20 protein-coding genes and 1 tRNA gene are annotated in these 23,035 nt (G+C 42.6%); 12 read left to right on the top strand and 9 right to left on the bottom strand.

Going from position 1 to position 23,035, the window contains the following annotated elements:
* Positions 1 to 75 precede the first annotated feature (75 nt).
* The 4 genes from H6G32_RS24175 (at position 76) to H6G32_RS24160 (ending at position 4,719) form a co-directional block, all read left to right on the top strand.
* On the top strand, positions 76 to 345 hold the full coding sequence (locus H6G32_RS24175; protein ID WP_190462952.1) for a YlxR family protein: 270 nt from the start codon (positions 76 to 78) through the stop codon (positions 343 to 345).
* A 13-nt stretch (positions 346 to 358) separates the two neighbouring features.
* Entirely contained in the window at positions 359 to 643 is a 285-nt protein-coding gene (locus H6G32_RS24170) for a hypothetical protein (protein ID WP_190462969.1), read from the top strand.
* 137 nt (positions 644 to 780) lie between these two features.
* The gene (gene infB / locus H6G32_RS24165) at positions 781 to 3,909 is read left to right on the top strand and encodes a translation initiation factor IF-2 (protein ID WP_190462950.1); all 3,129 of its coding nucleotides are present in this window, start codon (positions 781 to 783) and stop codon (positions 3,907 to 3,909) included.
* A gap of 582 nt (positions 3,910 to 4,491) precedes the next feature.
* Positions 4,492 to 4,719, top strand: a complete 228-nt coding sequence (locus tag H6G32_RS24160; protein WP_190462948.1) for a hypothetical protein — start codon at positions 4,492 to 4,494, stop codon at positions 4,717 to 4,719.
* On the opposite strand, the gene H6G32_RS24155 is transcribed toward H6G32_RS24160, so the two are convergent.
* Positions 4,716 to 5,252, bottom strand: coding sequence for an alpha/beta hydrolase (locus H6G32_RS24155; RefSeq protein WP_190462946.1), 537 nt, complete (start codon positions 5,250 to 5,252; stop codon positions 4,716 to 4,718). The genes H6G32_RS24160 and H6G32_RS24155 overlap by 4 nt on opposite strands.
* Before the next feature lie 245 nt (positions 5,253 to 5,497).
* Between H6G32_RS24155 and H6G32_RS24150 the strand changes: the two genes are divergently transcribed.
* Entirely contained in the window at positions 5,498 to 7,129 is a 1,632-nt protein-coding gene (locus H6G32_RS24150; RefSeq protein WP_190462944.1) for a DUF1565 domain-containing protein, read from the top strand.
* Positions 7,130 to 7,400: 271 nt separating this feature from the next.
* Here H6G32_RS24150 and H6G32_RS24145 read toward each other — a convergent pair whose 3' ends face one another.
* Entirely contained in the window at positions 7,401 to 7,673 is a 273-nt protein-coding gene (locus H6G32_RS24145) for a DUF3493 domain-containing protein (RefSeq protein ID WP_190462942.1), read from the bottom strand.
* 33 nt (positions 7,674 to 7,706) lie between these two features.
* Between H6G32_RS24145 and H6G32_RS24140 the strand changes: the two genes are divergently transcribed.
* The 4 genes from H6G32_RS24140 to H6G32_RS24125 all read left to right on the top strand — a co-directional run bounded on the left by H6G32_RS24140 (position 7,707) and on the right by H6G32_RS24125 (position 12,264).
* Positions 7,707 to 7,778, top strand: a tRNA-Thr gene (locus tag H6G32_RS24140).
* A 442-nt stretch (positions 7,779 to 8,220) separates the two neighbouring features.
* A complete protein-coding gene (locus tag H6G32_RS24135; protein WP_190462941.1) occupies positions 8,221 to 9,375 on the top strand; it encodes a DNA double-strand break repair nuclease NurA in 1,155 nt (384 codons plus the stop codon).
* 19 nt (positions 9,376 to 9,394) lie between these two features.
* The gene (locus H6G32_RS24130; RefSeq protein ID WP_190462939.1) at positions 9,395 to 11,203 is read left to right on the top strand and encodes an ATP-binding protein; all 1,809 of its coding nucleotides are present in this window, start codon (positions 9,395 to 9,397) and stop codon (positions 11,201 to 11,203) included.
* A gap of 2 nt (positions 11,204 to 11,205) precedes the next feature.
* Positions 11,206 to 12,264, top strand: a complete 1,059-nt coding sequence (locus H6G32_RS24125) for a Druantia anti-phage system protein DruA (RefSeq protein WP_190462937.1) — start codon at positions 11,206 to 11,208, stop codon at positions 12,262 to 12,264.
* A gap of 165 nt (positions 12,265 to 12,429) precedes the next feature.
* Here the strand turns inward: H6G32_RS24125 and H6G32_RS24120 are convergent, their stop codons facing one another.
* The 4 genes from H6G32_RS24120 to H6G32_RS24105 all read right to left on the bottom strand — a co-directional run bounded on the left by H6G32_RS24120 (position 12,430) and on the right by H6G32_RS24105 (position 17,734).
* The gene (locus H6G32_RS24120; protein WP_190462967.1) at positions 12,430 to 13,473 is read right to left on the bottom strand and encodes a M42 family metallopeptidase; all 1,044 of its coding nucleotides are present in this window, start codon (positions 13,471 to 13,473) and stop codon (positions 12,430 to 12,432) included.
* A 5-nt stretch (positions 13,474 to 13,478) separates the two neighbouring features.
* Complete coding sequence (locus H6G32_RS24115) at positions 13,479 to 14,441, bottom strand: SGNH/GDSL hydrolase family protein (protein ID WP_190462936.1); 963 nt, start codon at positions 14,439 to 14,441, stop codon at positions 13,479 to 13,481.
* Between the two features lie 306 nt (positions 14,442 to 14,747).
* The gene (locus H6G32_RS24110; protein WP_190462935.1) at positions 14,748 to 16,106 is read right to left on the bottom strand and encodes an S-layer homology domain-containing protein; all 1,359 of its coding nucleotides are present in this window, start codon (positions 16,104 to 16,106) and stop codon (positions 14,748 to 14,750) included.
* A gap of 110 nt (positions 16,107 to 16,216) precedes the next feature.
* The gene (locus H6G32_RS24105) at positions 16,217 to 17,734 is read right to left on the bottom strand and encodes a hypothetical protein (RefSeq protein WP_190462932.1); all 1,518 of its coding nucleotides are present in this window, start codon (positions 17,732 to 17,734) and stop codon (positions 16,217 to 16,219) included.
* Positions 17,735 to 17,871: 137 nt separating this feature from the next.
* Here H6G32_RS24105 and H6G32_RS24100 point away from each other — a divergent pair, with 137 nt between their 5' ends.
* A complete protein-coding gene (locus H6G32_RS24100) occupies positions 17,872 to 19,077 on the top strand; it encodes a histidine kinase (RefSeq protein WP_190462930.1) in 1,206 nt (401 codons plus the stop codon).
* A gap of 322 nt (positions 19,078 to 19,399) precedes the next feature.
* Here the strand turns inward: H6G32_RS24100 and H6G32_RS24095 are convergent, their stop codons facing one another.
* Complete coding sequence (locus H6G32_RS24095) at positions 19,400 to 20,413, bottom strand: response regulator (RefSeq protein WP_190462928.1); 1,014 nt, start codon at positions 20,411 to 20,413, stop codon at positions 19,400 to 19,402.
* Positions 20,401 to 20,697, bottom strand: coding sequence for a hypothetical protein (locus H6G32_RS24090; protein WP_190462925.1), 297 nt, complete (start codon positions 20,695 to 20,697; stop codon positions 20,401 to 20,403). The genes H6G32_RS24095 and H6G32_RS24090 overlap by 13 nt, the downstream gene beginning before the upstream one ends.
* A gap of 419 nt (positions 20,698 to 21,116) precedes the next feature.
* Between H6G32_RS24090 and H6G32_RS24085 the strand changes: the two genes are divergently transcribed.
* Positions 21,117 to 21,377, top strand: a complete 261-nt coding sequence (locus tag H6G32_RS24085) for a chlororespiratory reduction protein 7 (RefSeq protein ID WP_190462924.1) — start codon at positions 21,117 to 21,119, stop codon at positions 21,375 to 21,377.
* Positions 21,378 to 21,431: 54 nt separating this feature from the next.
* Here H6G32_RS24085 and H6G32_RS24080 read toward each other — a convergent pair whose 3' ends face one another.
* Positions 21,432 to 21,983, bottom strand: a complete 552-nt coding sequence (locus tag H6G32_RS24080) for a DUF2854 domain-containing protein (RefSeq protein WP_190462922.1) — start codon at positions 21,981 to 21,983, stop codon at positions 21,432 to 21,434.
* Between the two features lie 550 nt (positions 21,984 to 22,533).
* On the opposite strand from H6G32_RS24080, the gene H6G32_RS24075 reads away from it, so the two are divergent.
* Positions 22,534 to 22,716: a hypothetical protein gene (locus H6G32_RS24075; protein WP_190462965.1), complete on the top strand. Its 183-nt coding sequence runs from the start codon at positions 22,534 to 22,536 to the stop codon at positions 22,714 to 22,716.
* Positions 22,717 to 23,035 lie beyond the last annotated feature (319 nt).

Genomic DNA, 23,035 nt, shown 5'->3' with positions numbered 1-23,035 from the left:
AATTAAGTTAAGTAAAGATTGGTGATCCCAAATTTTTGACAACCAGATTGCTGACCTGATGTAGCACCAAAGCTGATGAAACCGAATTATCGGCGTTGTATTAGTTGCCGCAGAGTAGGCTTGAAAGAAGAGTTTTGGCGGATTGTCCGCGTCTTTCCATCGGGAAAGGTACAATTAAATCAGGGCATGGGGCGTTCAGCCTATATTTGTCCGCAAGTGAACTGCCTACAAGCGGCTCAAAAAAAGAATAGACTAGGGCGATCGCTACATGCAGCAGTGCCAGAAGCACTGTATCAGACATTGTGGCAGCGTCTTGCCCAAAGTAATCCCCAAAACCAAATTTAGTTGGAACAACTTCGTGGCGGTAATCCAAGGGAAAAATTGTGATGAGAGCCGAACTATTCGTGCTCTCATCACACCCTCTGGAATCGCTGAAGTTAGTGCCAAAATAGTAAATGGGTGTAAAAAGCATGCGGCTCTCCAAAATTTAGAGGGACAAAGCAATACTCCCAACAAGTTTTACTCTCCTTGTGTTGTGGAAGACTCAGAATCAGCAAAACAAGAACATACAAAATGGCAACCTGGTAGCGCTCAAGCGCAGTTCGGCGTCAACCATCATTCCTGGTGGCGATGCCAGCATTAAACCGAAACATCTCTCTTTCCTGATTGGAGGCACCGGCAAAATCACCAAGGGCAACCTAAAAACAGTGATCAAAGGATGGAGATGTCACAAACCAGGCAACCATCCGCTAAAACTGTAAATTAAAGGGGAAAGAGTGGATGAACAACGGCAAAGTTAGAATCTACGAATTATCAAAGGAATTGAATTTGGATAACAAAGAGCTATTAGCAATTTGCGACCAGCTCAACATCGCGGTCAAAAGCCATAGCAGCACGATTTCAGAATCCGAGGCAGAACAAATCCGCACAGCTGCGGAAAAACTCGCGGCTACGAGTGTGACGCCCAAAAAGGAACTAGGTACAACCAGCCATAAACCAAATTCACCCCAATCTGGCGGACGTAACCGACCTGCTGCACCCCACAAACAACAAATTTTGGAAATTCGCAAACCCAAAATATTGAGAAACACTACCTCCAACGCCCCAGAGGCGTCAGTTGCTACTAACCAAGTTGCTTCCTCTGAAGTCAATGTTCCCTCACCTCCACGGCCATTCGCTACACCAGTCTCACCCATGAAGCCGACGGCACCAACTCGACCTGTACCCCGGAATCACTCTGAGACCCCACAGCAACCTCCTGTCGTGGAACCAGAACAAAAGCCTAATCCCAATTCGGCACCGGAAAAAATAGCGGCGGAAAAACCGGAGAAAACAGTTCCATCCAGAATCAAACCGGAAAAACCCCAAAAACCGCAACTGGTTGCTCCACCCACAAGACCTGTAGAGGAAATAGGGTCAGCACCTGAACAGCTAACTCCGGCAGATAAACCCGTTCTCAAACGCGAACGCCCACGGCGCGCCGAAGAAGAACGGGAACAAGTCAAGCCAAAAGTCGCCAAGCTAACCGCTGAAGGGGCACCACAGGCTGCACCACAAAGACAGGCTCGTCCAACTCCGCCAGTGAAACCGGAACACAGGGGGAGCAGACCATCTGCACCAGGTTCATTAACAGATGTGCAACGGCCCAGACCAGCACGTCCGGGTGAATCAGTCGCCGCCATGCCAATCGCCACTCCACCAAGACCAATGTCAGGAGGGGCGAAGAAAGAGGCGATGGATGACGAACCAGTCACAGCAGACATCCTCGACCTAAAACGCCCAACACCGCCTCGTCTAGCCAAAGGTGGGAAAAAATGGCAGGAAGAGGAAATAATTGACGAAATTAAAGAGAAGGCTAAGGTCGGCGTCAAAGGCAAGCGGGTCAAACCGATCCTAGATGACGACTTTGAAGAAGACGATTTACTAGATGAAGACGGTCTGGAAATTCCAGCTACTGTCCAGGTAAGCCTTTCTATTGCCCGTCCTCCTAAGCCCAAGGCGGCTCGCCCTGCACAGCAACCAGCATTAGTTACTTCCGCCCCAACGGCGCGAGGCAAAAAATCTGGTGGTTCCAGCCGCGATCGCGACCACAATCGTCGTCAACAGCAAGAAGTAGAGCAAAAGCGCGATCGCCCGGAAACTGTCACCATCACTGGGCCAATGACAGTCCAAGAACTGGCTGAAGTTTTGGCCGTTGCCGATACAGAGATTGTCAAAATCCTGTTCATGAAAGGCATGGCGGTGAGTATCACCCAAAATCTGGATATTCCGACAATCACTCTGGTAGGCAAAGAGCTAGAAATAGAAGTCGAAACCGCCGAACCAGAGGCAGAAGCCCGCAAGGTCACGGAAATGATCGATGTGGCAGATTTGGAATTCTTGATTCGCCGTCCGCCAGTCGTGACAATTATGGGTCACGTAGACCACGGTAAAACCACCCTGCTTGACTCGATTCGCAAAACAAAAGTAGCTGCTGGCGAAGCTGGCGGTATTACGCAGCACATTGGTGCCTACCATGTGGATGTGGAACATGAAGGCAAACAACAGCAAATAGTCTTCCTCGATACCCCCGGTCACGAAGCCTTCACCGCTATGCGGGCAAGGGGAGCAAGGGTTACAGACATTGCCGTTTTGGTAGTGGCCGCAGATGATGGCGTTCGTCCCCAAACCATCGAAGCTATTAGCCATGCTCAAGCCGCTGGAGTGCCAATTGTTGTTGCTATCAACAAAATCGACAAAGAAGGGGCACAGCCAGAGCGCGTCAAACAAGAACTGACCAATTATGGTCTGACCGCAGAAGACTGGGGCGGTGAAACCATCATGGTTCCGGTGAGCGCTATCAAAGGCGAAAACCTGGATACGCTCCTAGAGATGATTTTGCTAGTAGCAGAAATTGGAGAACTATCTGCTAACCCAGATCGTGCTGCTAAAGGAACTGTGATTGAAGCGCATTTGGATAAGGCCAAGGGAGCAGTTGCTACCCTGCTGATTCAGAATGGCACCCTGCATGTAGGGGATATGCTAGTAGCTGGCTCGGCATTTGGTAAAGTCCGGGCTATGGTCGATGACAGAGGCAGAAGAGTAGATATTGCTAGTCCTTCCTTTGCTGTCGAGGTGCTGGGTTTAAGCGATGTACCAGCAGCAGGTGATGATTTTGAGGTCTTTGCGAACGAAAAAGTAGCACGAGCACTAGCAAGCGATCGCGCAGACAAACAACGTCTATCCCGTCTCTTACAGGGACGTGTCACCCTGACAACCCTCTCAGCTCAAGCACAAGAGGGCGAGTTGAAAGAACTCAACTTGATCTTGAAGGGCGACGTCCAAGGTTCGGTAGAAGCCATTGTGGGAGCGCTCAAGCAAATCCCGCAAAACGAAGTCCAAATCAGGATGCTGTTGGCTACTGCTGGAGAAATCACCGAGACAGATATCGACTTAGCTGCCGCTAGTAACGCGGTCATCATTGGTTTCAACACCACTTTTGCTAGTGGAGCTAGACAAGCTGCCGATGAGGCTGGTGTGGACGTGCGGGAATACAACATCATCTATAAACTTCTAGAAGATATCCAAGGAGCCTTGGAAGGTCTACTGGAACCAGAGTTGGTGGAAGAATCCCTCGGTCAAACCGAAGTCCGTGCTGTCTTCCCTGTTGGTCGTGGTGCGGTTGCCGGTTGCTATGTTCAATCTGGCAAGCTGGTTCGCAACTGCAAAGTGCGCGTGCGTCGCTTCAACAAGGTGGTTTATGAAGGTGTTCTTGACTCCCTCAAACGGATGAAAGAAGATGCTCGCGAAGTCAATGCTGGTTATGAATGCGGCATCGGCGTTGATAAATTCCATGACTGGATTGAAGGTGACATCATCGAAGCCTACCAAATGGTAACCAAGCGCCGTACCCTCACATTGACTAAGTAGTGTGGAGTATAGAGTGCTGAGTGCTGAGAAGCCAGTGCGTTGCTTTGGTCAAGAGAGTTGAAGCAAGTCGCTTCGGCTCTGCCGATTTGTTAGCGTAGCTCCTCTGCAAGAGGCAGTAACTGGCGTCGCTGAGTAAAATTTATGAGTTTTGAGTTTTGAGTGTTGAGTAGAAGAACGTTTTTAGTTCAAAACTCACAACTTGAACCTCACAACTTAAACCTCAGCACTCAAAACTCAGCATTCAAAACCTTCATCTGACATGATTTGACTCAAAACCTATATGATGAATTCACGTCGCTGCATTAGCAACACTGCTGATTTTTTAATTTCTGTGTTTATTTTTTCTATTTAATTAATACAAACTTAAATTGTGTATTGCCCCTAACGGCAGCAATATAATTGGATTTTGGCAAATTTCCCTGAGTGTTGTGCAAGTTTTAGTGACTAATAACACAGAATTTACTGCTATAAAGCCATTATCTTTAGAAAAGATTAAGCAAGATTTCACAATTTTCGGGGTACGGGTTCATCAAATCTGGCTCCCGGTTAGCTCTGGAAGTTAAAACTGAGGAATGAGGAACTATGGCTCAAATTCCAGCTTCTAGCGATTCCGCAGAACGTAGCGCCCTAAAGGGCGATCGCCAATTTTCTCGTGATACTAAAATTTGGCACAACCTTAAATACGCAATCTCTGCTAGTTCCGGTTTCCAACGCTGGCAGCTAGAACGTGATGCTCAATTACAGGGACTGCGCTTAGAACAGCAAGTACAGCGGTATTTACGAGAAACTTTAGAAACCTTAGCTTACTAAAGACCAAGTAAATCTTTGAGACTTACTTGCAAGCGACGGAGTTGACGGTAGGCACTTTCTAAGCGCTCCCCTTCAACTTCTATTTCCGTAGTCGGATAATTTTGCAGAATTTCTAGCAGCGTTACCTGTCCATCCTCCCTGGCAGAAATAACTAAAGCTGATCGCAAAGCTTGCCGATCAGCTTTACGCGACGGCGTGTGAATAACTTGACTCATTTCATCTAATATCACGTTACCAACTGGACTATTCAACACCCGATCTAAAATCACCGAGTTGACTTTCACCGGTGCTATGAAATACTGACGAATTGCTTTGGGGTCTTGTCGCGCCAAAGTTAAATAGATTTGCAGGCTAGTTGGGAGTTTACCAGTTTGGGCAAAGGTAGAGATTTCTTCCACAGACATTGATTCCCGGAAGATGCGGTACTTCAGCACCACTCGTTCAGCAGCAAAAGCAGGAATGGTGGAGACGATAAGACAGCTACTGATTATTAATAACAAGGCACAATTCAGGGACAAAAATTGGCGGCGCATTTCCCTTCATAGCCAGTAGATGTACTGTTTTTGTGACGATATTTTCATATGATTAGTTGCCGCAGACAGACCAAATAGCGGTTGAAGAGGATTTTGATCTGTACAAACAGCTGTGGAAGCCCAGTCCTCAATCAAGTAGGTCTGGGTAGTTAATTAAAAAATTTGGCTGAACAAGTGCTGATCATCAAGTATAGTTCTGTTAACTTTGACTTTAACCGTAAGTTCAGCACATTCTAGACAAAAAAATGAAATACCGGGGTTTTAATATCTCTACATTACCCTTGCAAGCCGGTTTGGCAGCTTTGTTGGTTGTTTCTGGTGGTTCCATGCTATTGCCTGGTGAGGTAAATGCTGGTGCTACCCCAACTTTAACAGCGCAAGTTCCGGTAAATGCAACAGTGATTTACGTTAATCCAGCAAATGGTGCAGATAAAGCTGGTGTTGGGACAACAGCAGCAGCCCCCTACAAAACCATCACCTATGCCCTCAATCAAGCCACACCCGGTACAGTTATTCAACTAGCTGCTGGCAGCTATGAAAAGAACAGTGGAGAAACCTTCCCGCTTTTGCTTAAAGAAGGGGTAACGCTCCGGGGTGATGATTCCAGCAAAGGTCAAGCAATCTTGATTACTGGCGGTGGTTTTTACACCAGTCGGACTTTTGCTAGACAAGACGTGACAATCTTGGCTAACAACGGGACTACTATCACAGGTGTTAGTGTCACCAACCCGAATCAGCGCGGTACTGCTGTGTGGGTGGAATCAACAAATCCCATTATCCAAAATAGTACTTTTGCTAACAGTGCTAGAGAGGGTGTGTTTGTCACGGGTACAGGAAATCCCAAAATTCTCAATAACGCCTTTGTGCAAAACAAGGGCAACGGGGTTTCTGTAGCTAAATCTGCCCAAGGGGAGATTCGCAATAACTTATTTCAGGATACTGGTTTTGGTCTGGCCATCGGTGGCACTTCTACACCTCTAGTGGCAGAAAACCAAATCGTTCAAAATAAAGCCGGTATTTATATCTCAGAATCGGCTAAACCCATACTGCGTAACAATGTAATTCAGAACAATACCCAGGATGGAATAGTGGCAACCGTCGATGCTCTCCCCGACCTGGGCACAAATGCCAATCCTGGTGGCAATCGCATCCGCAGTAATACCCGTTATGACCTAAATAATGCCACTAAAACTAATAGGATTGTGGCTATTGGCAACGATATTGATCAAAAGCGGATTTTTGGTTCGGTGGATTTTGTCGCCGCAACTGTTGAGGAACCTTCTGGTCAAGGTACTGCGTTTAAGGATGTGCCAACAGGTTACTGGGCAAGAGGCTATATTGAAGCTTTAGCCGCTAAGGGTTTTATTGCCGGGTTTCCAGATGGCAGTTTTAAACCGAATGAACCTGTAACCCGCGCCCAATTTGCCACTATTATCACTAAAGCTTTGACACCAACCGCTAAACGTACAGCGATTAATTTTCGGGATGTGCAAAGCAATTTTTGGGCTTATGCGGCGATTCAATCGGCTTACCAAAGTCAATTTGTTGCTGGCTATCCCGATGGTACTTTTAAGCCACAGCAGCAAATTCCTAGGGTGCAGGCTTTGGTTGCTTTAGCTAATGGTTTGGGCTTTACTGCTAATGATCAGAATATCATTTCGTTTTACTCTGATGTTGCCCAAATTCCCAGTTATGCGGTTGGCCCAGTTGCAGCAGCTACTACAAGGCAATTGGTGATTAACTATCCGACTGTTAAGCAACTTGAACCAAATCGGGATGCGACAAGGGCAGAAGTTGCGGCTTTTGTGTACCAAGCGCTGGTTAGTGCTGGACGTGCACCAGCAATTTCTTCTGCTTATTTGGTAACAGCGCAGTAGGTACGGTACAGTACAGCCAGGGCGAATGGAATTCGCGGCTACACAAACGAAGTCCGCCTTCGCGGACTAAGAAAAATTAATGTTTTGTCTGTGTAGTTGCGGTTTCTAACCGCCCTTTAAAATCTCGTCTCGTAGTAGCCAGGGCGAATAGAATTCGCGGCTACACAAACGAAGTCCGCCTGCGCGGACTAAGAAAAATTAATGTTTTGCCTGTGTAGTTGCGGTTTCTAACCGCCCTTTTTACTCTATAACCTTTATACAGCAAGCATTTCTAAATCTTGTCGGTGTCCTTACTCCTATCCCAGCGCCAGAGAAAGACCATCAGCGCAACGACTCCCATCTGAAGGGCGAAGTTGGGTAAGGCGCTGTCAAGATTGCGTCCTGCAAGCAGTTGGAAAAAAAATACAAATGCGCCGATAAAGCCAGAAGCGCCGAAACCAATATAGACCAATTGCCGTAAACCGCGATAAGGGGCTGCTGCTTCTGCTTTCAAACGTTCATATTGTTTAGAGTTAAGGCGATTTTTAGGATTTTGGTCTACCATAGGTAAATAGTGCTATACTTCTAGATTGTGTACGCCGATGTGGCTCAGGGGTAGAGCAGCTGATTCGTAATCAGCAGGCCGTGGGTTCAAATCCCATCATCGGCTTTAGTATGTAGAATATTAACAATTTATTTGTCACTGTTAACATATTGATGTCATTTCTAACAAATTAGTGTGGCTGTTAACAAATTAACTGTCTCTCTTGCTAAATCTGCTCTAATTTTTCCTATTAAAGGAATATTATCGAAGCATCTAAATACCTGAAACACTGCCAGCTTTATATATTTGTGCGTTAGCGAAGCTCGCCGAAGGCATCGCAATAATTTTTTTTGCCTGTAATCTGTCTATATACTCCCCTGAAGGAACAAGAACCGGAGTTGTTTATTTCATCTAAGGGGAAGTGGTTTATGTTGTTGTTATCAGCACAGGATGATTCACTTTCTCTAGTATAATTTGATCGGAAAAGTGCGATCGCATCCCTGGATTAAGGTAAGCCTGTTATTCCGGTGTGGTTAGATGTTATTTGTCAAAAACTAAGTGAATTAATATGAGCAACAACCAAAATGATAGTTATGCTAATCTTCCTGACGAACTTTTGGAAGATATTTTAGAAGATGCTCCCAAAATAGCAGATAAAATTAAACCACTGTTTGAGGAATTACAGCAACAAAGAAAAACACTACATCAAACATTAGACGAGAATAATTTAATTTGTAGAGTTGGTGATTTAGAAAATCCTCCAAGTCCTTCTATTGCTGCGGTTGATGGTGGACAAGCGATTGAAAAATCTATCGGTGCTGATACTTTAATTGCTGTTGGTGTTGGTGTTGAAGGTTTGGTAAGAGAGGATAAGCGAAAATGGGGTTCAGTTCAATATAAAAATTGGCAAGATGTACTTCCTCATAGTTCTGAAAGTAATCCTAAAGTAACTAGAGGAGCAATGACTGCTTTAGAATTATTAGTAATTAGTCAAACTCCCCATGATGTAGTAATTGCAGATGGTTCTCATCAAACACCTATAATCGGAATTAATAGTTTAACCAGTATGTCAACTTTAGATGAGCCTCATTTTCAGCAAGCAACATGGGACATAATTAATCAATTTGATGTTATAGATTCTCTCAAAAAAACCATGACAAATCCTAATGTTGTTTATATGGTTAAATATGATTCTTCACAAGACCTTGGTTTAAGTGTTTTAAAAAAGTTTAATTTAAAGCTTGACGATAAAACAATCATGACATTAATCTTAAACTCAGATGAGTTTACAAAACCTTTGCCTGTCGGTCAAACTCCTAAGACACAACAGGTTTGGGGTGATCTATATATTTCAGTTTCCAACAAATTCGATTTTAATGGAAAAAGAGAAAGTATTAAAGAAGAATTAAATAAAGCGATTGCTTTACCTAAAAATCGACAGGTGTATTTTACTTACTATAAACCTTATAAGTGGTCTCCTGCCTATAGAATAGAAATGAAAGAAAACTGTGCAACAACAGAGATTGAACTTGCTAAAGTTTTAAAAGGAGTTAAGGAGCAAGTTGTTTCTACTGAAATCAAAGAACCTTATCCTCAGTATTTAGCTGATATGATGGCTAAAAGCATTAGTGGAGGTTTAGAAGCATTAAGAGCAGTGGTACAATATCAATTTAGTGACAACCCTGATTTTCTTCAACTACTCACCCAATCTTACAGAACTTAACTAATATTCAGGATAGAATATGAATTTACTTGATTTACTCAATGATCATTCAAATGAATTTAACATTGGTAGTGTTGGTTCGCCAAGTAATACTACAGAAATTCTTCTTGATATTAATCAAAAAAGCGAAAAAAGGAGAAATTTAGGACAATTAGTCTGTCTTGTGCAACCACAAGAACAAGAAAAATTAGTAGTTATTGGACAAATTAGCGAAATTGAAACTAAAAATCGTTGGCATGAAGATTTAACCTTTAGAGGAATCATTAAACGTAGAGGTTCACTTCCACATTTAAGTGAAAAAGCTGATGTAAGAACGGCTAAATTGAACGTACAAGCTTGTTTTAGCATTGCACCTGATGGCAAAATTAGTGAAGGAACATTAGGGACTTCTCCGGCAACAGGTACTCCTATTTTTTCAGTTCGAGATGAAATTTTGGATAAACTTTTAGAACAATATAGAAATCAAATTCTTTATTTAGGTCATGCTTATGCTACTGATGTAAAAATGCCCCTTTGGTTGAAGCATTTTGATAGAGGAGAAGGCGGTGCTGGTGAAGCTTATCACATCGGAGTTTTTGGTAAAAGTGGTTCAGGAAAATCCGGTTTAGCTGCTTATATGTTGTTAGGTTATGCTAGACATAACAATATGGGAATTATTTTTATTGATCCTCAAAATCAATTTGCTAGTGATACAGATTTACCTTTTAAATTGCATGATTCTTTAAGACGGTTAGGTAAAAAAGTTGAAGTTTATAGTTTAACTAATCAAATTAGATTAGGTACAAAAAATAATGCAGTAAATTTATTTGTCTCTCTTTTACTAAAAGCAGGTTTTTATAGAAAGCTCGGAATTCCCGATAAATCTAAAGATAATCAAGAATATGCTTCACAAGAGGTTGCTCGAATCATTAAAGATATTTTATCTAATCAGCAACCCCAAATTGAGCTAAAAAATGCTCCTAGTGATTTGCTATTAAATGTATTAACTTTACTAAGGAATGATGGGAACGCTTTACAAAGAATATATGCTACTAAACAACCAAAAGAAAGATTAGAGCAATCTCTTGATAATTTTATTAATGAGCATAGAGAACTGGAAAGACTTAAAGAAGAAAATTGGCAACCTGTACTAGATTTGTTTCTTACAAATGATAGTAAAGGAAATAAAAGAAGTTCTCTCTGGCATATTATACAAAGCTCGGTTACTGATGAACAAAAACCAATAGTTTTTTTAGATATACAAGGAGAAGGAACAACTTTTGCTGATAATGAAGAAATTAAAGCTTTAATTTTAAGAGAAATTAGTATTACTTTAAAAGATGCTGGCAAAGAAGCATTTAAGAAAGATAAAAAACTAAATTGCTTAATCTGCCTTGATGAAGCTCACAGATTTGTTAAATCTTCCTTTGGTAGTGATGATAACAGTGAAATGTCTAATTTAACAAGAAGCTTTGTTGATGGTGTAAGAACAACGAGAAAATATGGTTTAGGCTATATGTTTATCACTCAAACTATAGCATCTTTGCATAAAGAAATTATCCAACAACTTAGACTTTATGCTTTCGGTTATGGTTTAAACTCTGGTAGTGAATACAGGCAAATTGAGGAATTAGTTAGTGACAAACAAGCTTTGAGCTTATATAAATCATTTGTTGATCCTCAAAGTAATAAACAATATCCTTTTATGTTTCTCGGTCCCATTTCTCCTTTGTCTTTTACAGGTTCTCCTTTATTCATTCAAATGTTTACAGAATTTAGTCAATTTAAAGATGCTAATAAATTGCTAGAACAATCTCAAGGTGATTTATTTAATGACAATACACTTTAAACATGAAACCTGAAAAATTAAATAGAGTAAGAATAGAATTATTAGCCAAATTAGCAGAATATGGTGTTGAGTTGGATTTTGATTCAAAAAAGCTAATTGTTAGTGACTTAAAATCAATGCAAAAACAGTTGGCTCAACATACTAATTTAGGGGGGATAAAATATGAAGATAAATTCAAAGATTATTTAGCTAAACCAGAAGAAATAGATATTATTCAAATTAATCCTTACTTAGAAATTGTTGAAACTCCGAATCAAAGAGAACTTTGGGCTTATGCTACATCTTTTTGGTCAATTCCTGTTACAACTGGTTATGGGCGGAGAATACGTTTTTTAGTATTTGATGAACAGAATCATAAGTTAATTGGTATTTTTGGATTGAGTGATCCTGTTATAGGTTTAGGAATAAGAGATCAATATATTGGTTGGACAAAAGAACAAAAGTTACAAAGATTATATAATTGTATGACAGCCTATATTTTAGGAGCAGTACCGCCTTATAATTTAATTCTTGGAGGTAAATTAATTGCTTTATGCTTAATGTTTCCAGAAGTTAGAAAAGTTTTTCATAATAAATACAAAGATAAAATATCTCTCATTTCTGGGGAAAACAAACAAGCCCATCTTTTATATATAGATACTTTAGGAGCTTTCGGTAAATCTGCTATATATAATCGCTTAATGAATTGGAAATTTCTTGGTTATACAAAAGGTCAAAGTCATTTACATATAACAGCTAATGGAAGTTGGGAATTAATTAAACAAGTTGTTCCTGAAGATTTTTTTAATACCTATAAATTTGGTCAAGGTTCAAATTGGAAAATGAGAGTTTTAAAAAAAGGACTTAGAGAATTAGGATTTTCAGAAGATATGGTAAGCATTGGTTGGAAAAGAGGATATTATAGTTGTCCACTAGCGGCAAATTGGCAAGAATATCTTTTAGGAGAATCAAATATACCACAATGGAAAAACTTCTCCAAAAATGAATTAATCGAATATTGGCAGAATAGATGGATATTACCACGTTTAGAAAAGTTAAATAATAATTTAAAAGGTAATTAATAAATTAGAAAGCTAAAATTTCTAGTTTCTATAACCTAAGTTAAAATCATCTAAAAATAACTTACTCTGGTAAATTTATCTAAACCGCATGAAAGAAGAAGGGAATACTCGTCATTACTTCACCGATTTGTCCTAAGGGCTTTGTCCACTGCTATAATTTACAGCCTAATCAAAGTCAGTTTCGCAGTAGGCTTTTAATAAATCGATGCAATTGGCGATCGCACCTAAATGTGCAATTTCATAGCCGTGGGTGTTTTCTGTGGGAAATGCCAAGCAAGCCGCGCGGGAGACATGACCAAATTTCATCGCTATTGAGGCATCACTACCAAACCCACTCAAGGTTGTTAGTTGCACAGGCATATCTAGTTGCTTGGCACTTTGGCGCAGTTGTGCATTTAAGGTTTCATCATAAATCCCATAGCCATCTTGAACCAGAATTACCGGATCTTTTCCATCTTTAACTGGGTATTCACTGGAAAGTGGACAAATTTCTAAAGCTATCAAAGCATCTAAACGCTGGTTTTGAGTAAAAAATAACGCCCCAATAGCCCCTACTTCTTCCTTAGCTGACGCCACTAAATATACATCGACAACTGGCTGTTTTAAAGTTTGAGCTAATGCCAGCAGAATCGCCACAGAGGCTTTATTATCCAGGGTATAACTGGCAATATGATCCTTTAATCTAACTGGCTGCTTGCGATGCTTGCCGACTACCATTCTAGTTCCCGGTCGAATGCCAGCAGCTTCAAGTTCCTCGGTAGTCAGCTTGGTTTCAATCCAGGCATTTTCCCACTTGACAACGGTATCTTCTTGCTGTGCTTTTTGGGGGGATTCGTGGGAAACATGGCGGGAACCAAAGCTGAGAATACCGCTGATTGTTTCGTTGTCTCCGAGTAAATCTACGACACCTTCGCCGTAAATCCAGGGGTAAGAACCGCCAAGCTTGCGGACTTCAACTTTGCCGGCTTCACCTACAGTTTTGACAATTGCGCCAATTTCGTCTTTGTGGGCGGTAATGGCAATTGCACCCTCAGGATTTTTGCCAGGAATCTTGGCAATAATATTATCAGCGCTATCGCACCAAACTTCCACACCCAGCGCTGTAAATCGCTGTAACAGTAACTGGTTAATCTCCGCCTCTACACCACTAGGAGAATGGTGCATGACTAATTCGGCAATTATTTCAAATAACTGTTCGTAATCCCACATCAAGGTCAAAAACCAAACTTGCTAGGGTAAGCTGTAACTTTTTTTTGTTTGCCCTTGAGTACTCCTGTTGCACCCAAAACACTAAGGGCCAACATCCCCAAGGCTGGCGAGGGTTCAGGAACCGCCACCAGTGCAGCTCCTGCCACTATTTTATAAGTGTATGTTGTGGGATGAATTGCGTCCCAAAATATATATTCATTTGGGTTAGTACAGATTGTCTGAGTAACGCTGTTGAAGCAAGAGTCAGTAACATTAGTGAAACCAAATTCAGCCGGAGAGGCGATCGCTCGACTAAGTAAAGAATTAATATCGAAAAGGGTAATGTTGAGGTTTGGTTGCTGCTGATCCAAAGCATTCAGGGTTTGACTTAAAGCAGAATTATGAAGTCCAGTTAAGTAGCTGAGTCCACCAGAATAAGGACTCCCATTAGTGGCAGGAAGATTACCTAAATCAGGCAAATTAGCCACCAAGAAATTTTTAGCGCCAACAGAGGCAAGTGTTGCCACTGTAGTTGCCAAATTATTCACTGGTTCCAGAGGATTTGTCACGCCAGCACCAAGGTAATCATTAGCACCAGCCCATACTACATACAGCGCGTTCTCGTCAGCTTGGGGGTAATCTGCCACAAAGCTCTGGACTTGTTGCGTTAACCCTGGTAATGTTCCGAGTGCTGTTGGTAATTTGATGGTGTTATAAATTCCCGTTGTCGCACCACCAAAAGCATAGTTGGTTTCTTGTATTCCTAGATGATTTGCGAGATACTCCACCCAAACTGAGCCATTGGAAAAATGCCCGTTATAGTAGTATTCGCTTGGGGGAACAGCCCCGCCTGTTAACTCGTAGGCATTGCCATTATCAACCAGGCTGTCGCCAAAAGCGTATATTTGACTAATAGTCCCCGCATTCGCTTTTAGGGGCAACATGAACGAAAAGATGGCAAATCCTGCCGCTACAACTTGGTTTTTCATGTTTATGGAATTTTTAGTATATTTGCTGTGTCTCACAGATCATAAATATCGAGAACGTAGATAAACCTCTAGATTGTCTTGTAGTTATTGCCAAAACAAGTACAGATTATTTACGTAATTTTATTTATTCTCTAGGAAAATATTAATCAGTTATGTGTAAGATAAATTCATTACTATAACGTATATTTACTCAGTCTTGATAATTGACTGGTGTATTACAAAGGAATGATAAAGCTGGCAGCTAAAAAATATGTTGGGTAGGCAAACAGCCCCTCCAACTACTATCGATGAACCAGAGGCAATAGGCTATCGCTTTAACTTCAAAGCCTCAGCAGCCGATATCCCCTCACCCTGAGTACCGAAGTACCACAAAGCCGCTGCGGCTTCAGCGCGAGTCACGGGTTTTTTGGGTTGAAACAGCGTCGTATAGCCAAACACCCGGCGAATATTCGATTGTTCACCATTCTGGAAATCAGCCAACACAGCGCGTAATGCCTTGGGGTCAATTTTTCCCACATCTTGAAAACCCCAAGTTTGCTTAACTGCATCTAAATTGGCAGCAGGTAAGGCTTGACGAGTATCTAAGGGTAATTTCCACAGTAGCAACTGCTCCCGCGTTAGGGGTGCATCAGGACGAAACAAAACGGCTGTGGAATCTCCAGACAAAAGACTAGGAATTAACCCAGCTTCAGCTAATCCCTGAATTGCGGCAAAATCCGGGTCTTTTGCAGACACATCGCTAAAAGCTGGTTGAGCGCTTTCTGGAGCCAAGCGAATTTGTTTAGCTGGATTGTTAGCATTCATCGCATTATTAGCAGCAACTAGCCAATGGGCATATTCCCGGTGGGTAATGATTTTACTGGGTTCAAAGTTATTTTTAGTTGCCTTTGCATCTTGAGAGAAAATACCTAATGCTGCTAAGTCTTGGATGTGTTGACGCCATTCTGGCGGCACTTTGTTTAAATCATTAAATTCTGGAGATTCAGATGTAACTGTCAGGGTTGTTTGGTTATCAGGTGTGGTGGTTGGTTGTGTTGCTAAGTTTGAGCCGGGTGGTACCGGGCCAATAAACTGTGCATCACCTGGTTGGGGAAGCTGAGAATTTTGAGTTGGGTTAGGTTGAGCGGTGGCAGTACTACTAGGTACATATTCAAGCAGTAATTCAGTAGATGTTTGTGGTTGATTGGCTGTGGCTGTGGTAACTGATTTCGCCTGAATAGAAACCTTCAACAGCAAATCTTGGCGCCGCACCTCAAAGGAGCCTCCTCCATCATCTGTCGGCTGTCGCAAAATCTGCCAGTTCTTTGCCTGAAACTGGTTGCGGTAAAAGCTGGCAATTAAATTGCTAGGGTCAGAACTCTGCCAACGAGTTGATACTCTATTTTCTGAGTCAGTTGCTTTTTTAATTTCCTCAAGTTTGGCATTGGGATATAGGGGGATATCTTTAGGAAAATCAGCTGGTAACTGAACTGTTGATTCAGTTGGTTGTCCAAGGGGTTTTTCACCTTGAACTTCCCCAAAAACAACAGGATTGTTTTGCAGTCTGGGATCTGCCGCCAAAGACTGCTCCAGATTTTTGGCGACTGGGCCGTTACCACAGGCTGTTAATGAAGACAGTAAAACAGCCAAACTCAAAAAGACCGCTGGACGTTTATAGGGCAGCACAGGAAATCACAAATCGAGTGTCAATTCCTACCCTAGCGCAGACTGCCGAGATTTAACTGTTACGCCGAGTGTGGGTAGTTCACAATTCCCAATCTAAAATTGGTTTAGACTCAATCTGGCACATAATTCTCTAAATCTTCGATGGGCGGTGCGGGTAACTGATTGAGAACTCGCCAAAGAATGGTGTAGCTGCCATCAGAGCGGCGACGAACAGGCCGGAAGGCGAGGATGAGATCGCTGCTTTGCAGTTGTCCTAATTGTGCTCTAGAGCGGCTATTTTGCTGGGAAATTGGTTGACCGCTGACAATGATCTCTGGTAGTTGGAATTGTAGCGATCGCACTATATAAGTATGGTTTAATTCGGCTTTCGCACCAGCCAAAATCACCTGACTTTGCTGCCAATTTTGGTCTTTGCCTGTCAGGAACCGCCGTCGGTCTACTTGTAAGGCTTCTAACTGCTGGGGAGGTTGGTAGTTGAGGAAAAATTCTCGCATTGGTGAGGCAACAGCTTGCAGGCTGCCATCCAATGTTTCTAGAGGTAAATTGCCCACATCTACCATGAAGCCGTAATCTATTCCTGAATGTACTAAATCAAAGTTATCACCAACCACCTGAAGTGCTAAACTGGGAGTAAACCCTGCCTTTGTCTCACCTAACGAGGGGAAAGGATAGCGTCCGCTAACGCTGGCTTGTAATCGATTCTGGAGAGTATTCGGCTGACGACGGTAAGCTGAATCAGGTAAAACTCGGAAAATGCCCGTGTTCGACAACTCCAAAAATTTAGCGTAGGTTTGCGGTTCTTGGGGATCGATGTCGTAAGCAAAGCGGTCAAGTGTCGCAGCAGTTTCCTGAGAATCTATAAATTGAGTTTCTCTTGAAAATGCCACCTGTGCTGCCTTCAAGAGTTTCTTGGCAGCTTTGAGAGTAGTGAGCGCTTCCTCTAGCGGTGCGATCGCAGGTTGCATGGGCGGTTGATAGTTAGCGATAGCTGTCTTTGTCCCTCTGCCAACTATCGGTAATGGGGATGAGGTTAAATCCGGTTCCCTTGTAGAGAAAGGCGTTGCTGGTTTTCCGAGATTGGGACGCTGGACTGGCGCCAGGGGAAGCACTATTTCAAATTGCCGCTCCCCACTAACTAGGGGTAGCTGTCTAACTAAGGCTAATTCACCCCGGCGAGACAATAACCGATCTATGACTGGGGCAAGTTTTAACAATTCCTGGCTAGAAGCATACAAAGAGCAGTAAATTTGTGCTTGTGACTCAGTCAACTGGACTGGTAAGGCAGACAGGTTGATCAAGGAGTCGGCTCTTGGGGTACACAAGGTTTTAGGACTTGAGTACTGGCGTTGGAGAAAACCTTCTACAGACTTGGTCTGAATAGTTAATTGCCCCCGGACAGATCGCATTCTATTAGGGTCTGGTTCTGTTAGCGCTATCTCTAGGCGAGCAATCAAATACATCTGCTGCTGCACTAGACGAGTTGCTGTAGTATAAAAAGGCTCAACTACTGATGTTGAAGCTAGATTGTGATTCAAGTCAGATTGGAAGTGATATTCCGGGCCTTGGCTGCTGCTGAGAGTAGAAGTTAGCGAAAAAGGGAGCAAAAGTCCCAAAAAGATTTGTCTCATGTCAAAAACGTAGATCGGATAGGAGTAGGAAAAATCTAAAATATAAAATAGATATTAAATTGAAATAAAAAAAAATGAGACTAGTTACAGTCATCAGTTCATATTACTTTCTGTAAAGCGTCGCCGGGTTGTTACCAGTGCTGAAACACGATTACATGCAAGTTTCCCAGGATCAGCCTATCTATTCTGAGGCTCCACTCCAGCTGTTGCTGTTTATTGATGGACGCCCAAAATCCCGACAGCAGGTTCAGCGAATACGTGCCTACTTAAAGGAATTAGAGGCTGAGTATAGTTTTGAACTTCAAATCATCGATGTCGGGCAACAACCTCATTTAGCGGAACACTTTAAATTGGTAGCAACGCCCGCTTTGATTAAAATCCACCCAGAACCCCGGCAGGTACTAGCCGGGAGTAATATTATTGCCCAATTAAAAACTTGGTGGCCTCGCTGGCAATCTACTGTAGACACTTTCTTGAAATTACAGGAAGACTTACAGGAACGGATAGATGAGAATAGTCGTGTGACATCACCGAAATCGACAATTCGCTCAGTTGCTGCTTCTGCCGAACTGATAAGACTCTCTGACGAAATTTTTCGCTTGAAACAAGAAAAAGAGAAACTTCAGGAACAACTACAGTTTAAAGACCGAGTGATTGCGATGCTAGCACATGACCTTCGTAATCCTTTAACGGCTGCGGCTATAGCGATAGAAACTCTCCAATCTAACTACAATATAGATACCGGTGAATTTCAGCGGCTGAAACCAGCGATGACGGCGCATTTGTTAAAACAAGCCCGCAGCCAAACTCGGACAATTGATCGGATGATTGCTGATCTTTTGCAAGTAGGTCGTGGTAAAGATACAGAACTGCCCATCACACCGCAAAAGATGGAATTAGGCGAACTCTGCCTGGATGTAATCGAGCAATTGCGCGATCGCTACACCACCAAATCTCAAAAGCTGGAAACAGATATCCCCAAAGACTTACCCTGTGTCTATGCCGATCCAGAACGTATGCGCCAAGTGCTGGTAAATCTGTTTGATAATGCCATTAAATATACCCCTGCTGGGGGCACAATTAGCGTTGCTGGACTACACCGGACTACCCAAAAAATTCAGTTCAGTATTGGTGATACTGGCCCTGGTATTCCCCAAGAAAATCGCGATCGCATCTTTGAAAATCACTTCCGCCTAAAACGTGATGAAGGTACAGATGGTTATGGCATTGGTCTTTGCTTATGCCAACGCATTGTCCGGGCACATTACGGTCAAATTTGGGTAGACTCAGCCCCCAATGGTGGCGCATGGTTCCACTTCACGCTACCAGTTTATCCGTCTTAGTCATTAGTCATTGGTCATTGGTCAAACAGGTCATTGGTGAGCCAGTGCGCAGAACCGTCTTGTTTCCACGCCACGTGCTTTAAGCCGGGGAACCCGTCCAACGCAGTGGCTCCCCATGAGCAACTGGCGAACCCGAAGGGTCATTAGTCATTAGTCATTGGTCATTAGTCATTGGTCATTGGTCATTGGTCATTAATTCTTTGACTACTAAGAACTAAGTAGAAACGCTTAAATAAAGATAACTGTGTAAAGAAATTTGAAATAGTCTAAAACCCTCTTGCCTCTTGCCTAATCCCAACGATAAATATTTACACCTACCTACTTACTTGAGGATAATCTGATTGCGCCCCTGTTCTTTTGCTTGATACAGTGCCTTATCTGCCGCCACAATCAAATCTATTGGTGAGGTTTCCCAAGTAGGTACAATAGTTGCCACCCCCATACTTAGGGTGACGTACTGACTCACTGGAGACCGCTGATGAACAATTTGCAAACCGCTCACTCCTGCTTGCATGGCTTCGGCAACGTAAAATGCCCCAAATGCTTTAGTGTTGGGCATAATCACAGCAAACTCTTCACCCCCATAACGGGCTACTAAATCCTGATTTTTCTGTGCCTTACTACTTAAAACAGCACCCACCTTTTGTAAGCAGACATCCCCAGCCGGATGACCATATTGATCGTTGTAAAATTTAAAAAAGTCGATATCGCACAAAATCAGCGACAGGGGCAATTCCTCCTGTGCTAAATTAATCCACTGAGTATTGAGATAATCGTCAAAGCGGCGACGATTAGCCAAATTAGTTAAAGCATCTACATTGGCCATCTGCTGTAAAGCTTGATTTGCCGCCTCTAACTGTTTGTATACTTGTGCTTGTTGCAACAACCGTCGCAATCTCTGACGCAACACCGCCCAGTGGATTGGCTTAGTCACGTAATCGGTTGCCCCTGCTTCAAAGGCCCGGTCTACTGAATATTCATCATTCAAGCTAGTGATCATCAATATGGGAGTGCGTTCCCATAGTTTAGATATCACCGTATTACTTATGGCAGAATCAGTATCAAAGGTTGCGAGAGCCGACATTAAATTATTCCTGGCTAAGTGCTTACAGCAGGTAAAGCCATCCATCACAGGCATCACGGCATCTAGCAAAACTATATCGGGTTTGACACTCATGTAAGCATCTAAACATTGCTTACCATCTGTGACCTCGACTACCCGATAGCCTTCTTTTTCCATAGCTTCACGCAACAGCAATCGCATTGTCTTGTCATCATCAGCCACCAGAATCAGAGGGGGTGGCTGTCCAACAGGGAATGGGCTTATGGCTGACATGAGTTGCCTTCCACAGAAAATGAGAGTATCGGTGAGATAGGGCTTTCTGATTCACCTGTTGGTTTAGTGTTTGGTGGCGCCAATCTGTGGGTGTACAATTTATTTAAGCAGCGATTTTTGGGAGTCTGGTGACAAAAGGTAGTGCGGCGATGGCGCTCCACCCAGTGCTGTTCCCGTAGCCTCTCGTTGGCGCAGCCTCTCGTAGAGAAAAGAAGGCAATTCCATTGAGGCGATCGCTCCTGAGCAAATGCCAGAAATTGCCCCCAAGGTGTGTTTTTCTTCACGATCAACTGTTTACTGACAAGAGACTGCTCGATCATTTTGAGCCAAACAAGCGGTAGATGACTAGGTTGCATAGACAATCTATTAAGAACGCAAAGGCAGTTATTAGCTTTTTATCAAACTACTCTGAAAGTAGGCAATGATACTTATATATTTCCCTATTTTGTGAAGTAAAATTACAATTTTTCAGAAAACTCCAAATGCACACCTTAACTTTTTAGCTCAGAAGTTAATTTTGACACCAATCTAGGCGAGGTAGAGCGATTGCCTCTACTAGAATTAGAAGATGGCTAATGCTAAATCTTGGTATAACTTAACTTGAAGCAAATTAGTCCAAGAAAGGGAGTCAAACACCAATCTGTCCTCTAACGACAAAACATCGAGAGTAAATCAAAGCTATTTACATTTACCAGAGTACTAAATGCCAGATCCATTAATGTATCAGCAGGATAATTTTGTAGTTCTAGAAACAAACCAGCCAGAACAATTTCTCACGGCATCGGAGTTATTAGAAAAGCTGACAAAAACTCTAGAAAAACTCAAGCTTCAGGATTTACCACCGGATGTGCAAAAATTTGCGGCAGTAGAAACTCAAGCACAATATTTACTCGACACTAGTTGTGAGTTGGATATTGGCTCTGGAGAATATTTCCAATGGTATGCAGTACGCTTAGAGAAGTAACTTTTTAATCATTAGTCAATAGTTATGATGACAGGACTATTGACTAATGATTAATCACGCTGCTGGAGTAGTAATCAGCGTCAGTTCAATTTTATCTTCATCTGGCTGTGTAATTTTCACCTCCACTTTAGGAGCAAAATATTTGGTCATTTTCTCCTGCTTTTGCTGCCAAATATTAATTGGTATCAGTGGTGAATCAAATTCTATAATTAAGGCATAAGCCCCATCTATTTCTGTTTCTCGTAAACCAGTGACTATTGGTCGTTCCTCATCAGTGGGACTCAGACCAAGGTAATCAAGGGCCCTATCAAGATGACCCTTTTGACCGTAGCAAAATCGCGTGATGTCTGTGCGAATTCTATTTTGAGTTACAGTGGCTTGCTGCGATCGCAGTGCCAAAATTGACGGTGTAGTAGCTTGACTAAAGGGTATAGGCTTGAGTTCATTGGCTTTGAGGGCCAGCCCTCCCAGAAATAGAGGAAACCCGTAAAAAAAGCCTACAAGATTGAGAGTGGCATTATCAGCAGCGTAGGCAATGAAGCCCGTGATGATTAATATGCCACCGATGGTTAAACCAAGTGTTCCCAAAGAAATTTTGCCTAGCATAATCCGAGGATAGTATAAATTTTTAATAGAACGCGGAAGTCCCCACCTTCAATGTACTCATAAGGTGGGGATTGTGAGCTCTTGATGAGGATTGCATCTGGAATTGATTTTTTGCACAGCAAAAACAAATATCAGATGGATGACGAATCCCCAGGTTTTCTGGTAAGATATTCATCTCTTGACCACCAATGCCGTAAGCGAAAACCAAGCTGATAGGTAAGTGTTGCAAGGAAAAGATTTGGGTCTTGGGAACCAGGACTCCTGCCCTTGGAGGGAATGTCAGACCAATAGAACTACGGAGTCCTTGAGGCTATTCCCGATGAATGGGGAAGCTCTGTCCGTCTTACGGCAGAGTAGTTCACTACATCATTCTTACTATCATCGGCTATATTCGCCAATACCACGGCTAAAAGGATTGGGATTGTTTGATAATAGAGAGCAGATCCAGCTTTCAGCAGGATTTATCCATGAAGTGAGTTGGGTTAACCCAAGCCTGACGCCTTTTTGCGTTAACTTTAACTTGAGGATAGTTAAGGATTGGCAGAAAATAATGGATTTACAGACGATAAAAGAACGAATTACCGCAGTTCAAAGTAAACGCGAGTACCTGCTGAGTCTACTAGAGCAACCAAATCTGGGAACTTTGCGAGTTGATGTCAATCAGGCCTTGGAAGAACTGGATGATTTAATTGATGAATTTAGACGCACCATTCCAGAAGCCGGAAATAATTAAGCCGAACCAAGGCTGAGAAAAGGTAAAAAATTGCGTCGGTGCAACCGTCAACTTACGGCTCTACCGACGCCCCTAAACTGGAAAATATTCCAAAAACCCAAAATGACTTTGTAGTTTGGGTAACTCAACTATGGTTCCTGAGTAACCGAAGCCTGGATTTTAACCAAGCTAGACAGCTGCATCATTCTTTAATCAAGGAAATGAGGTGACCCTCCATCTTTCTGGGCACGGTTAAATGCATCATAAGCTTCAAAGCAAGCTTCTTGTCGTTGATGACCAGGGATACTTTTCACCCAGTCCGGAATATTCTCTAACCGCT

The sequence above is a fragment of the Cylindrospermum sp. FACHB-282 genome (assembly GCF_014697195.1).
Taxonomy (GTDB): Bacteria; Cyanobacteriota; Cyanobacteriia; order Cyanobacteriales; family Nostocaceae; genus Cylindrospermum.
This window is presented reverse-complemented; position numbering and strand designations above follow the sequence as displayed.

What these genes read in the sequence shown, in the direction of transcription:
- H6G32_RS24175 (WP_190462952.1), top strand. Translation starts at nt 76, where the DNA reads ATGAAACCGAATTATCGGCGTTGTATTAGTTGCCGCAGAGTAGGCTTG.
- infB (WP_190462950.1), top strand. Translation starts at nt 781, where the DNA reads ATGAACAACGGCAAAGTTAGAATCTACGAATTATCAAAGGAATTGAAT.
- H6G32_RS24160 (WP_190462948.1), top strand. Translation starts at nt 4,492, where the DNA reads ATGGCTCAAATTCCAGCTTCTAGCGATTCCGCAGAACGTAGCGCCCTA.
- H6G32_RS24155 (WP_190462946.1), bottom strand. Translation starts at nt 5,252, where the DNA reads ATGCGCCGCCAATTTTTGTCCCTGAATTGTGCCTTGTTATTAATAATC.
- H6G32_RS24150 (WP_190462944.1), top strand. Translation starts at nt 5,498, where the DNA reads ATGAAATACCGGGGTTTTAATATCTCTACATTACCCTTGCAAGCCGGT.
- H6G32_RS24145 (WP_190462942.1), bottom strand. Translation starts at nt 7,673, where the DNA reads ATGGTAGACCAAAATCCTAAAAATCGCCTTAACTCTAAACAATATGAA.
- H6G32_RS24135 (WP_190462941.1), top strand. Translation starts at nt 8,221, where the DNA reads ATGAGCAACAACCAAAATGATAGTTATGCTAATCTTCCTGACGAACTT.
- H6G32_RS24130 (WP_190462939.1), top strand. Translation starts at nt 9,395, where the DNA reads ATGAATTTACTTGATTTACTCAATGATCATTCAAATGAATTTAACATT.
- H6G32_RS24125 (WP_190462937.1), top strand. Translation starts at nt 11,206, where the DNA reads ATGAAACCTGAAAAATTAAATAGAGTAAGAATAGAATTATTAGCCAAA.
- H6G32_RS24120 (WP_190462967.1), bottom strand. Translation starts at nt 13,473, where the DNA reads ATGTGGGATTACGAACAGTTATTTGAAATAATTGCCGAATTAGTCATG.
- H6G32_RS24115 (WP_190462936.1), bottom strand. Translation starts at nt 14,441, where the DNA reads ATGAAAAACCAAGTTGTAGCGGCAGGATTTGCCATCTTTTCGTTCATG.
- H6G32_RS24105 (WP_190462932.1), bottom strand. Translation starts at nt 17,734, where the DNA reads ATGAGACAAATCTTTTTGGGACTTTTGCTCCCTTTTTCGCTAACTTCT.
- H6G32_RS24095 (WP_190462928.1), bottom strand. Translation starts at nt 20,413, where the DNA reads ATGTCAGCCATAAGCCCATTCCCTGTTGGACAGCCACCCCCTCTGATT.
- H6G32_RS24085 (WP_190462924.1), top strand. Translation starts at nt 21,117, where the DNA reads ATGCCAGATCCATTAATGTATCAGCAGGATAATTTTGTAGTTCTAGAA.
- H6G32_RS24080 (WP_190462922.1), bottom strand. Translation starts at nt 21,983, where the DNA reads ATGCTAGGCAAAATTTCTTTGGGAACACTTGGTTTAACCATCGGTGGC.
- H6G32_RS24075 (WP_190462965.1), top strand. Translation starts at nt 22,534, where the DNA reads ATGGATTTACAGACGATAAAAGAACGAATTACCGCAGTTCAAAGTAAA.